10 protein-coding genes are annotated in these 12,371 nt (G+C 60.3%); 4 read left to right on the top strand and 6 right to left on the bottom strand.

Translation table 11 applies throughout. The features are described from left to right. The first annotated feature begins 1 nt into the window (after position 1). On the top strand, positions 2–1,363 hold the full coding sequence (locus D2N39_RS19260) for an ISKra4 family transposase (protein WP_082896229.1): 1,362 nt from the start codon (positions 2–4) through the stop codon (positions 1,361–1,363). A 215-nt stretch (positions 1,364–1,578) separates the two neighbouring features. On the opposite strand, the gene D2N39_RS19255 is transcribed toward D2N39_RS19260, so the two are convergent. From D2N39_RS19255 to D2N39_RS19245, 3 genes are all read right to left on the bottom strand, one after another. After that, complete coding sequence (locus D2N39_RS19255) at positions 1,579–1,920, bottom strand: chaperone modulator CbpM (RefSeq protein ID WP_119136418.1); 342 nt, start codon at positions 1,918–1,920, stop codon at positions 1,579–1,581. Further along, positions 1,917–2,849: a DnaJ C-terminal domain-containing protein gene (locus tag D2N39_RS19250; RefSeq protein ID WP_233557290.1), complete on the bottom strand. Its 933-nt coding sequence runs from the start codon at positions 2,847–2,849 to the stop codon at positions 1,917–1,919. The genes D2N39_RS19255 and D2N39_RS19250 overlap by 4 nt, the downstream gene beginning before the upstream one ends. Before the next feature lie 62 nt (positions 2,850–2,911). After that, complete coding sequence (locus D2N39_RS19245) at positions 2,912–4,060, bottom strand: alkene reductase (protein WP_119136417.1); 1,149 nt, start codon at positions 4,058–4,060, stop codon at positions 2,912–2,914. Positions 4,061–4,793: 733 nt separating this feature from the next. Between D2N39_RS19245 and D2N39_RS19240 the strand changes: the two genes are divergently transcribed. Beyond that, positions 4,794–5,306, top strand: coding sequence for a cytochrome b (locus D2N39_RS19240; RefSeq protein ID WP_199725311.1), 513 nt, complete (start codon positions 4,794–4,796; stop codon positions 5,304–5,306). Positions 5,307–5,353: 47 nt separating this feature from the next. On the opposite strand, the gene D2N39_RS19235 is transcribed toward D2N39_RS19240, so the two are convergent. Further along, positions 5,354–6,616 carry an MgtC/SapB family protein gene (locus D2N39_RS19235; protein WP_119136416.1) on the bottom strand — a complete coding sequence of 421 codons (1,263 nt, stop codon included), beginning with the start codon at positions 6,614–6,616 and terminating at the stop codon, positions 5,354–5,356. 255 nt (positions 6,617–6,871) lie between these two features. Here D2N39_RS19235 and D2N39_RS19230 point away from each other — a divergent pair, with 255 nt between their 5' ends. Next, positions 6,872–8,044 carry an APC family permease gene (locus tag D2N39_RS19230; RefSeq protein ID WP_267899589.1) on the top strand — a complete coding sequence of 391 codons (1,173 nt, stop codon included), beginning with the start codon at positions 6,872–6,874 and terminating at the stop codon, positions 8,042–8,044. A gap of 4 nt (positions 8,045–8,048) precedes the next feature. Continuing rightward, a complete protein-coding gene (locus D2N39_RS19225; RefSeq protein ID WP_119136414.1) occupies positions 8,049–9,092 on the top strand; it encodes an AI-2E family transporter in 1,044 nt (347 codons plus the stop codon). A 206-nt stretch (positions 9,093–9,298) separates the two neighbouring features. On the opposite strand, the gene D2N39_RS19220 is transcribed toward D2N39_RS19225, so the two are convergent. Continuing rightward, positions 9,299–11,623, bottom strand: a complete 2,325-nt coding sequence (locus D2N39_RS19220) for a heavy metal translocating P-type ATPase (protein WP_119136413.1) — start codon at positions 11,621–11,623, stop codon at positions 9,299–9,301. 162 nt (positions 11,624–11,785) lie between these two features. Further along, positions 11,786–12,172, bottom strand: a complete 387-nt coding sequence (locus D2N39_RS19215) for a DUF302 domain-containing protein (RefSeq protein ID WP_119136412.1) — start codon at positions 12,170–12,172, stop codon at positions 11,786–11,788. Positions 12,173–12,371: the final 199 nt, after the last annotated feature.

Genomic DNA, 12,371 nt, shown 5'->3' with positions numbered 1-12,371 from the left:
CATGGACGTACGGATTACAATCGAAACGACCTTCGACAACGGGGAGAAGCGCACTCATCAGCTTGACGGCATTTCTCGACCATACCGGGTGACCTGCCCAGACGGGATCGGGCTGCGCCTCGAGGATGGGAAAAGGATCCTCGAACAGATCCAGAGGGTAATCCTTTACGATCAGGTCGATGAGATCATTCGAGAAAGCCGCGTATGCCCGGATTGCGCCTCGGTTCGTGCCATTCATGACTATCGCACGCGCGATCTCGACACGCTCTTTGGGCGGGTTCGGGTCAAAGCCGCGCGCATGCGCCGCTGTTCGTGTGATGCCAGGTCAGCGGCGATGCCCGGTGGACCTATTTCTCCGCTGGCCTATTTCTTTCCAGACCGGGCTACCCCGGAGCTGCAACGGCTACATGCGGACCTTGGTTCCCGGCATACCTTTCGCGAAGCGGCGCGGCTGATGAAAAGCTTCCTCCCCTGCCATCCGCCCCATCACACCACGGTGCGTGACCGGTTGGGAAGAGTAGCCACTGGGCTCGAGAAAAGTCGAAGGGCATCAGGCGATCCCGTTGAAGCCCCGCCCAAAGGTGGTTTGACGGTTTTTCTGGACGGTGCGCATATCCGCTGTCGACCGGAGTATCAGCAGCGACACCTGGATCTTGTGGTCGGCAAGATTGAAAGTCGCAATATGTGCCGACGATTTGGCTTGGTCGCCAATGCGACGGCATCGCCAAGCAGCCGCATGCGAGAAGAGCTGTCCGACTATGGATGGAAGCCAGGCCGTCTGTTGACGGTAATCTCTGATGGCGAGCTTGCTCTCCCGAACCTCATACGGAATGCCGTGGGTGGCGACGGTCAGGTGAAACATATCCTCGACTGGTGGCACATCTCGATGCGCATTCAACATATCGAGGCCGCCGTTCAGGGTCTGGTCCAGACACCGGGGTTCACTGGAGTTCCAGTGCTGTTCCAGCGCCCCGCGAAAAGCCTCCGTTGGCGGCTTTGGCATGGCAGAGCACGGGTGGCGGAAACATATCTGAAGGCGCTGATGCATGATTGCGTCGGCCTCGGGGAAGAACCTCTGGCTGTCCGCACCGCTGCCGCTCGTGTGCAGGCCCGCTGCGAGACACTGTACACCTATCTCGCGAACAACATGGAAGCCCTTGTCGACTATGGCCGACGGTACCGTAACGGGCTGCCCATCTCGTCTTCTCGTGCCGAAGGATCAGTTGATGACATTGCCAATGCCCGCATGGGAAAGCGCAGAAGGATGCGTTGGTCGCCCAAAGGGGCTCACCGAGTAGCCGTCACAAGGGCCGCAGTTCTCGATGGTCGGCTGACCGTCGCAAACAGAAAACGCCCCGCATGACCCCCATGTTCTGTCCACTCCCTGGGATTTGCTGGTCATGGGATTGGGCAGTCCTTTGGGATGGCTGTGCGCGCCCGGCAGTCGGCTGACGAAGTTGCAAACCAGTGATTGCTCTCGCAGTCCACCTTCACCCGCAGCTTATTGAGGTGGGTGCATGACAGGTAGGGACGGAATCTACTCACACAGGAATGCCACCGGCCAATTTTGCCGGGGTTTCAGTGCAATCCGCCGCGTGCGCGCATCACCAGGTGCGCCGCGAGTTTGCGCTGAAGATCATCCGGCGCTGTCTCCGCGATCGCATCGCCAAGCGCATGATAACGGCGCCGCATTTCGTAAAGCTGATCAACCAAAGACAGAATGACCGGCAGCGCCTCCTCGTCGATGTCCATATCTTGGCGAAGTTCCCGGATCAACTTCACCCGCGCAACATCAATCTCCTGAAATACGAACACCCCTGATTGTCGCCCAGGCCTGACCCAGTCATTCAAAATCCAGCGCTCTAGATCCCGCCGGTCCAGACCAGAGTTTTGCGCGATCAGAATTTCAATGCTGATCATTGCCTTTCCTCCATGGATTTTCTGGGATTTGCCGGCACCTGCGGCTTCCATTGCGTGAGGAACTCCTCCAACGCGGCATCCGGAGTGCCGATCACAACGCTGAGCTTGGCGTAGAGGTTGCCCGCAGCGTGCCCACCATGCGCGGCAACCCCGCGCCCTCGCAACCGCAGTTCAGTCCCGCTGTCAGAATGGGGTGGGATCTGCATCTTGACCGGCCCTTGCGGCGTCGGCACCTGCACCGGCCCTCCGAGCACGGCCTCAGAAATGGTGATCGGTAGGATCAAGCGGATGTCGTTGCCGCTGCGTTCAAAATGAGTGTGCGGGTTGACCTGAACCGTGATCAGCGCGTCGCCGGATGGTCCCCCGCCCTGCCCCGCGCCCCCTTGGCCGCGCAGGCGCAGCACTTGGCGCTCCGTCGTGCCCACAGGGATTTTGACATCAAGGGTCCGACCATCCGGCAATGTTAGCCGCCGGACAGCGCCGTTGATTGCATCCAGAAAATCCGTCGTCAGGCTGTAATGCTCGTCCTGCCCGCGAATGCGGCCATCACCACGCGGACGTCCCGTCCCGAACATCGAGCCGAACATGCCCTCAAGATCCTCGGCACTCCATTCGGTCGCCTCTGGCCCGCCACGACTGTAGCGTCGGCCCGCCGCGTTATCGGCATAGTTGCGGTAAGATGGCCCCTGCGCCTGCTCTTGCCCACCAGCGTCGATTTCGCCGCGATCAAAGCGGGCGCGCTTGTCAGGATCTGACAACAATTCGTTGGCCGCGGAGACCTTCTTGAAAGCCTCCTCGGACTTCAAGTTGCCTGGGTTGAGATCCGGGTGGTGCTGCTTGGCCAGCTTGCGATAAGCGCGGCGGATGTCATCAGGCGTGGCAGAGCGCGCGACGCCAAGTGTCTGGTAAGGGTCGTCCAAATTCGCCAAAGCCAATTTCCTTGCTGCGGAATCCCTTTCGGCAGGACCGAACGAGGGTGCGCGAATGGTAGTCAGACCCCGATCGGCGCGACCGTCAAAGCATCGGCGCGTAGGAGATCCAGAAAGGGGTAGTCCGTATAGCCATGCGCGCCGCCGCCATAGAACGTATCCGGAGCCATCAGTGCGTTCAGCGGGGCGCTTTCGGTCAGTCGGCGGACGAGATCGGGGTTGGCCATGAACAACCGCCCGAACGACACCAGATCGGCACGGCCATGTGACACAGCATCCATCGACATCTGACGAGTGTAACCATTGTTCACCATCCACACGCCGTCAAACCGGGCGTGCAAGGCTTCGTAATCAAAGGCAATATTGTCCCGCGCGCCGCCTGTGTCACCTTCAACGACATGCAGGTAGGCTAGGCCGATGGGATTAAGATCGTCCACCACACGATTGAACAGCGCCTGTGGCTGACTGTCTTTGGAATCTCCGGCTGTCGATACGGGCGAAATGCGAACGCCAAGACGATCCGCTCCGATTTCGGCAGCACAGGCCGCTGTCACCTCGGTCAAAAGCCGCGCGCGGTTTTCGACCGATCCGCCGTAGCGGTCTGTCCGGTGGTTCGTACCATCTCGCAGGAACGCATCCAGCAAATATCCGTGTGCACCATGCAACTCCACGCCATCAAACCCAGCCTCAATGGCACGTTTGGAGGCATAGCGAAAATCCGCGATGATGCCCGGGATCTCAGCCAGATCGAGTGCTCTCGGCGTCGAGACATCCACAAACCCCTGCCCGGCAACAAATGTCTTGGTATTGGCGCGAATGGCAGACGGCGCGACAGGTGCCGCGCCATCTTGCTGGAAACTGGTATGCGAGACGCGGCCCGTGTGCCAAAGCTGCACGACTATTGTGCCGCCCTTGCCGTGAACGGCGTCGGTCACTTTCTTCCATCCAGCGACCTGTTCATCCGTGTAACACCCCGGTGTGTCAGCATAGCCTTGGGCTTGTGCAGAAATCTGCGTCGCCTCTGCAATGATCAGCCCGGCCGTGGCGCGTTGGGAGTAATACTCTGCCGCAAAGGGGCCAGGAACCAAGCCCGCCCCCGCCCGGTTGCGGGTCAGTGGTGCCATTACGATGCGATTGGCAAGCGTCAACGCGCCTGCCGACAAGGGGTTAAAGAGCGTGCTGACCGAAGACGAGCTGACGGACTTGTTCATGGCAGAACACCCCTGACATTGTTTGTAGGGCCGTGACGTTCGACCGGTTGACTGGAGGCTGCACCCCAAGGTTGCATCAACCTTAACTCTAACATCAGCCTCAACAGGCGGAAGGGTCGGAAACTACTCACGCCCAGATGCCTTTTGACCGTGTCGCTGTCTAACAGTGGGGGCCGAACCTGCGCGCGAGACGACGGAGCTGAAAGATGCTCTTGATATGGATTTGGACGAGCTGACCCGCATTTATGTCGGGCGCGGGCTGAATGAACGTCTGACCCGGTAGGTTAAGGTCCAGTTGACGCGGAAAGACTCGCTGGCGGCTCTTGCACGGGACGTCCTTGGCATAACGGCGAAGGTAACGCCCCGCCGATCCATGCAACAGTGGTCTCGGCGATGACCTTTGCGGCCACGTTGTTGGTGGCGTCGGTGGCAGCTGCCGCGCAGAAATCGGCTTTTGTCGGGCGACGAGCCTGGTCGGGTTGATGGTGCCTGGCAGGCTCGGCGCCACGGCCGAAGGGTCGGGCCTCGTAGGGGAGCCGACCATGTGACGTTCTGGGGTGCCCTTGCCATGGCCGCGGCGGCCGCAGTCGGGTGGGTCTTTGGCGTAGCGGCATGAGCGCGGCCCAAACCCTTACAGAACGCTCTTTGGTGCCATCCCAACAGCGACTGATGTCGATCAATGCCATCCCTCTTGCTTCATGCAACTCTCCAAGATGATGCAAAGGAAAATGCCATGACCATGACAAGAGACCAGATCGGCAGCGTCCGAGGCTACACAATCTATCAGATCGGCCTGCACTGGGTGATCGCGTTGCTAGTTTTCGCGCAGCTCATCTTCGGAGAAAGCATGACCGAGGCCATTGAAGCGGCCGAGGAAGGGGAGTCCATCTCCGCGCTGACGGGCAACCTTGCCGACATGCACTACTACTTCGGCATTGCAATCCTTGCGCTGGTCGCAGTCCGGCTGGTCCTACGCCTCAAGAATGGTGCGCCACCGCCGCCACCACAAACAAGTAGTGCCATCGAAATGGCAGGAAAGGTTTCGCACTGGTTGTTTTACGCGCTGCTCATCGTCGTGCCTGTTACCGGTCTGCTTGGCTACTATTACGGCGATCCCTATGGCGAATGGCACACTTATGCCAAGCCTGTGTTCATCGGACTCATCGCCTTGCATGTCGCCGCTTCGCTGTATCACCAGTTCTGGCGCAAGGACGGTTTGCTGATGCGCATGCTGAAGCCTGAGTAGCGTGGCCGGAAAACGGGATTTGGCATTTGCGAAGCCTGCCTCTCGGATCAGTTCCAGAGCAGTGCTGCAAACGTGCCGACCCAGGCCGCCAGCGCGACAAAGACCAGACCGGGCACGACCCGAAGGGCAAATGCCCATCCGCCACTGGTCACGGCCATGATGATCTTGGACAGCGTGTTGGACGTGAGCGCCGCAAGGATCGGAACGACAGCATCCTGCGGCGCGACCTTGCCTGATGCCACAAGTGTTGCCACCGAAATGGCCGCCGCATGAGTGTCGACCAGTCCCGCAACCACCGCTGCGAGCAGCACGCCCGCGCCGCCGAACCGCTCTTGCAGACCGGCGGAGATCACCAGGATGACCGCAAGGATCACGCCGAAGGCAAGCGCCGTCTTCAGGCTGAAAACGCCGCCGGTCTGCGTCGCATAACTTCCCGCATTGCGCGCGACCATAAGCGAGAAGACCGCTCCGTAGGCCATCGCAGCCCCCCCGGCAAGAAGCAGCGGCCCGGACAAGCTGAACATGGTGGGCGTGCTGGTCGCCGCAACGACAAGTGCCATCTGTGCAATCGTGGCGACGGTCGACAACACGGCACCAGCGACACAGGCCGCCAGAAGGTCTTTGGATTTCTTGGCCCGCGATCCCATCGCGCCGATCGTTGCCGTGCTGGAAATGAAGCCGGAAATGGCCCCCGCGAGCGGCAATCCAAACCGGGCACCGAACAGGCGCACCGCGACATAGCCCGCCGCACTGATGGCCATGACCAACACGATCACGATCCAGATCGAGTGTGGATTGAGCGACAAGTATGGCCCCATCTGGCGGTTCGGTACCAAAGGCAAAACGACAAGCGTCGCCGCAGCAAAGATCAGCGCGTCGTCCAGTTCGTCTTTCGAGATGACACTGGTGACAAGGTTGTGCAGCCAGGACTTCGCGTAGAGAAGCACCGTCACTGCCACGGCGATTGCGGCAGCAGTCTGGGGCGCTTCCATGCACATGCCACCCAGCAGGGCCGTCAGGACCAGAGCAATTTCCGTGGTCAGACCCGGGTCCTGATCCTGGGCGCGCCAATAGGATACGGCGACCATGACCGCAACACTGCCGGTCACGACGGCAAGCAGCCCTACGCCCCCGAGGGCGAATGCGACAGCCCCTGAAATCGAGGTGATGGTGAATGTCCGGATGCCGGCCGGGGACCGCGCCGGACCAATCCCCTTGCGCCGCTCTCTTTCCGCGCCGATCAGAGCCCCGAGTCCGACGGCACTAACGAGGTTCAGCATGGGGGGGTCAAGAAACAGTGCGGTCTCCATCTAAATCGAACGGGTCTTTGTCCAGGATCAATGCATAGACCGCCCGTGTTGTGAGCGTATTGACGTGGATCACCTAACCATCACCGTCGGCAAAATTGGCTCGATGCGCGCGACAGGCGTGTGAGAGACCGCAACCTGCATCAACTCGACCGGTCCGGTGTGGGGCTATCATCGACCAATCGTTGACAGGAAAACATATTGTCAGAGTCTGCCCCACCCCAAAGGCTAAAACGCTCACTGACGCTTTTGCTCGCCGTGCTCTATGGGCTCGGCGTGACGATCGGTGCAGGCATCTATGTGCTGGTTGGAATTGCTGCGGGGCGAAGCGGCATGCATGCGCCGCTGGCTTTTATTTTTGCAGCCTTGGTCATGTCTTTCAGCGCGGCGTCCTTTGCCGAACTCGGAACACGCATGCCCGTCAGCGCCAGCGAAGCTGCCTATGTCGAGAAGGCGTTCAACCGGCCTTGGCTCAGCCTGACGATGGGCTTGCTGGTCGTGCTGACTGCGACAATCTCGGCGGCCACGATCAGCGTTGGCAGCGCGGGCTATCTGGGTGTGTTTGTCGATCTGCCGCCTTCGTGGATCATCACGCTTGTCGTGCTGTCGATGGGGCTGGTCGCCTGTCTTTCCACGCGCCAGTCCGTCACCCTTGCAGGCATCATGACGCTGATCGAGCTTGGCGGGCTTGTGCTGATCATCGCTGCCGGGTTTGGGACAGGCAGCGGGGTCGTGACCCGCCTGCCGGAAATCCTGCTGGCACCCAGCGACGTCGCCGCTTGGGTCGGGCTTTCAGGAACGACGCTGATCGCGGTGTTTGCTTTCATCGGCTTCGAGCATCTGGTCAATGTCGCCGAAGAGATGAAGAACCCTTCGCGCACCCTGCCATGGGCGCTTTTCCTGACGCTTGGGTTGACAGCGCTCGTCTATGCGCTGGTGGTCTGGGTCGCTGTCGTCGCAGTTCCACCGGCTGAGCTTGCCACCTCCAGCGCCCCCTTGGCACTGGTGTTCGAACGGCTGACGGGGATGTCGCTGAAAACCATGAGCCTGATCGCCGTCATAGCGACACTGAACGGCATCATCGTGCATGTCATCATGATCTCTCGGGTGCTTTACGGGCTGGCAAACCAAGGCAATCTTCCCCAGGTTCTGACGCATCTGAGCGCCAGAACCGGCACGCCGCTGCTGGCCACCGCGATCGGCGTTTCAGCGATCCTCGCACTGGCGCTTGCAGTCCCGCTGACCGGGTTGGCGGATCTGACGGCCCGTTTCACTCTTGTGATATTCGCGGTCATCAACATCACCCTGATCCGGATCAAGTCCCTGGAAACCGCTCCGCCGGTGCAAGTCTTTGTTTGTCCGGCGTGGGTGCCCGTTGCTGGCCTTGTCTCCAGCATCGGGTTGCTTTTGCTGGATCTGGTTGTGCGTTGAACCGATGAAACCAGCCCCCAGATCACCCCACAGTAGCCGTTTCGGACGCCTGGCTCTGGCAGTCGCCAGTGTTGCCGGCATCCTCCTCTGCGCACTTATCGCCTGGCCTTTCTTGGGTGCCATCACCTGGGCGCTGACGCTGGCAATCCTATTCGCGCCCCTACACGGAGCGGTCGAAAAGCACGTCAGGCATCCGAACATCGCCGCTTTGCTGTCGACAGCAATTGTTATCGTCGTCGTGGTCGTTCCCGCGGCCTTCGTGGTCGAACGCCTCATCACGGAAGCCACATCCGGTATCCAGTCACTACAGGCGCGCGTCGAGGGCGGCGAGCTTCAGGCCCTGCTCGACCGGTATCCTGCCCTTGCACCCTTTGGCGACTGGATTGACCGCCAGTTCGATTTGCCGTCGATGATGTCGGCAATTGCGACCTGGCTCAGCAATCTCGGGGCGGTTTTCGTCAAAGGGTCGTTCCTGCAAGTGGTCGAGGTGTTCATCACCTTCTACCTCCTATTCTATTTTCTGCGCGACAGGCTGGCTGCCAAGACGGTGATCAAGACATGGCTGCCGCTGACACCACCCGAGATCGAACAAGTGTTCCGCCGGGTCGCGGAAACGGTTCACGCGACGGTTTACGGCACACTTGCTGTCGCTGCGGTTCAAGGCACCTTGGGCGGTCTTATGTTCTGGGTGCTCGGTCTTCCCACGCCTCTGCTTTGGGGGTTGGTAATGGGGCTCTTGTCGATCGTGCCGGTCCTTGGAGCCTTCATCGTCTGGATACCGGCAGCGATCCTGCTTCTTTTGGACGGAAGCTGGATACGCGCGCTCATTCTTGCCGCTTGGGGCGGCATCGTCGTTGGCAGCATCGACAACGTCTTGCGGCCGATGTTCGTCGGAAACCGTCTGCGCCTGCATACCATCCCCGCGTTCATTTCGATCATCGGCGGCCTGCTTCTATTTGGAGCTCCGGGTTTCATACTAGGTCCCTTGGCTGCGACGATGACGATGCTGCTGGTGGAGTTCTGGACGCGGCACGAGGCCGAAAAGTAGGTGTTCAGCCACGTCATCTGGTGGCTCGGGTCGACAATGAATCGATCAGGCTCTGATAGCGCAGAGTTTCCGAGAGACCGTGTTGAATGAGGAGAAGCTGAACGAAGAGTAGCGCTAACAGATTTGTCCAAGCGAAAAGCTAGTATGGTCGGTGGAGCTGGGCAACCCTGTTCGATCTGCTAGTTTTTTCCGTGATTCTTGGTGGTTCACAGATCGACCCGCCGTAGACGCAGCGCGTTGCTGATGACGGAGACCGACGACAGGCTCATCGCGGCTGCCGCGATCATCGGCGACAAAAGAAGTCCGGTAATCGGATAAAGCAGTCCGGCTGCGATCGGTACGCCAAGTGCGTTATAGGCAAAGGCGAAGAACAGGTTCTGCTTGATGTTGCGTAAGGTTGCGCGTGCCAGCTTGCGCGCCCGGACAATGCCCATCAAGTCGCCACCCAGAAGAGTGATGCCCGCGCTTTCCATAGCGACGTCAGCTCCTGTACCCATGGCGATGCCCACATCAGCTGCCGCAAGCGCAGGCGCGTCATTCACGCCGTCGCCGGCCATGGCAATCTTGTGACCTTCGCTGCGCAACTGGTCGATCAGGTCTTTCTTGGCCTCGGGCAACACTCCGGCGCGCACCTCATCTATGCCGAGCTTGCCCGCTACCGCTTGCGCCGTGCGTTCGTTGTCGCCGGTCGCCATGATGACGCGAATTCCCTGAGCATGCAGTTCCTTGATCGCCTGTGAGGTCGACTCTTTGATCGGATCTGCGACAGCGACGATGCCTGCGAGCATACCGTCGACAGCGATGAACATCGCGGTCTTGCCTTCGGCGCGCAAAGTGTCCGCCTGTGTCTCCGCGCGCGCAATGTCCAAGCCCATTTCCTGCATCATGGCCGCGTTGCCAAGCGCAACCGAGCGACCTGTGACCTTGCCGCGAACACCCTTGCCGGTGATCGCCTCGAAATCCGCTGCTTCTTGCCGGGACGCGCCCTTCGCGTCAGCCTCCTCGACAATTGCTTCGGCCAGCGGGTGTTCGGACCCACGTTCCAGCGCCGCCGCTAGTGACAAAAGGTCTGTGACTGCCAAGTCCCCAAGCATTACCGTATCGGTGAGCTTGGGCTTGCCCATGGTAAGCGTGCCAGTCTTGTCGACGATCAGCGTATCAACCCCTGCCATCCGCTCCAGCGCCTCAGCGTCTTTGATCAGCACGCCCGCCTGCGCGCCGCGTCCAGCCGCCGTCGTAATCGAGATCGGGGTGGCAAGACCCAATGCACAAGGGCAGGCGATGATCAGCACCGACACCGCCGAGGCGATGGCAAAGACCAGGGCCGGCTCGGGGCCAAAGATCATCCAGCCTGAGAAGGCCAGAATTGCGATGCCGACCACGGTCGGTACAAAGATCGCGGACACCCGATCGGCCAACCCTTGGATTGGTGCACGCGACCGACGCGCGTTCGAAACCATGGCCACGATCTGCGCCAAGACGGTGTCTGCACCAACCTTGCGAGCCTCGATTACAAGACTTCCGTTCTTGTTGATGGTGGCCCCAGTCACCACATCGCCCGGTCCTTTTTCGACCGGCATCGACTCGCCGGTCAACATGCTTTCGTCCAAGGATGAATGACCTTCGATCACCACGCCGTCGACTGGCACGGCGTCACCTGGGCGCACACGCAGACGGTCGCCCTCCATGATGTTTTCCAAAGGCGCATCATATTCGGTGCCATCCGGCAAAATGCGCCGCGCGGTCTTGGGCGCAAGATCCAGCAGCGCCCGGATTGCATCCCCGGTGCGTTCATGCGCCTGCAGTTCCAGCACCTGACCAAAAAACACCAGTGCCACTATCACCACCGACGCCTCGAAATATGTGCCGACGCCATGGCCCATCCGGTAGACTTCAGGGAACACGCCAGGCAGAAACGTCGCGACGAGCGAATAGAGGTAGGCCGCCGCCACCCCAAGGCTGATCAGCGTCCACATGTTGGGCGACCGGTTCACCAGCGAATCCCAGCCGCGTTTGAAGAAGGGAAGGGCCGCCCAAAGGATGATCGGAGTTGCCAGCGCGAACTCCAGGTAACTGGCCACCTGATGCCCGATCCAGTCGCGCACCGGCAGAGCCACGAACTCGCCCATCGTCAACACAATCAACGGTACCGCTGCCGCCGCCGAAATCCACATGCGGCGGGTGAAATCGGTTAACTCATGGCTGGGCTCGTCCGAGGGTAGCATCGGCTCCAGCGCCATGCCGCAGATCGGACACGAGCCGGGCGCATCACGGATGATCTCGGGGTGCATCGGGCAGGTATACTGGACATTGGCTGGGGCAGCTTTCTTGCGACCCGCCGCACGGCCTGAGGCGTAGAACCACGGATCGGCCTGAAACTTCGTCTGGCACTTGCCGGAGCAAAAATGGAAGTCCTCGCCGCCAAACGCCTCGGTCCGCGTGTCGGGTTTCAACGTGACGGTCATGCCGCAGACTGGGTCGATGGACGTTAGCCCGGTGCCACTTTCTGGAACGCCTTGGCTTTCAGGCATGTCAGTGTCTGCCGGGGCTGGGCCGTCGTGGTTTACAGATGTGGGCATGCCGTTTTCCTTTCGCGGACCAGCCGCATGGTTTCCAATGCAGGAGGCTCCCTGTTTCAGAATGCTGGATTTCCGTGCCTGAGGCCGCGGTGCGGATTGCTGCCGGACTCCGGATCAGATCCCTGCGACCGCCTTGGCCAACAGATCGCGCACCTGCCCCGCGACGCTGTCCAACGCGGCGTTTTCGATGGCCTGCATTGACGCCACCGGATTGATCGCACTTACTTCGACCCCACCGTCGACCTCGCGCAGGATAACGTTGCAGGGCAGCATGGCACCGACGCGCGGCTCCATCCCGATGGCTTCCAGTGCCATCTTCGGGTTGCAGGCGCCCAGAATGCGGTAGGATGGCATATCCACGTTCAGCTTCTTCTTCATCGTTGCCTTGACGTCGATCTCTGTCAGCACGCCAAATCCGTTGTCCGCCAGCGCGGCACGGGTCCGGGCATCGACGACGTCAAAATCCGCGCCGGTGATCAGCCGATTGATCGTATATTCCATCAGGTTTCCTTTCGACTATTTGCGCAAGTATTTGACCAGCGCCGCGATCGCGAGGCCGACCAGCACAAGGGTGACGATCATCCAGAGCCAGCCGAAGCCCATTCCAAATCCCATACCGTAGCCGTTCATCTTCATGGCCTCCTGATCTGTGTTGGGATTTCTCCCGCTAACCGGAGCTTTGCCCAGTTAGCGGGAGAAA

It is taken from the genome of Gemmobacter lutimaris (genome assembly GCF_003570715.1).
In the GTDB taxonomy this organism is placed as follows: Bacteria; Pseudomonadota; Alphaproteobacteria; order Rhodobacterales; family Rhodobacteraceae; genus Gemmobacter; species Gemmobacter lutimaris.
This window is presented reverse-complemented; position numbering and strand designations above follow the sequence as displayed.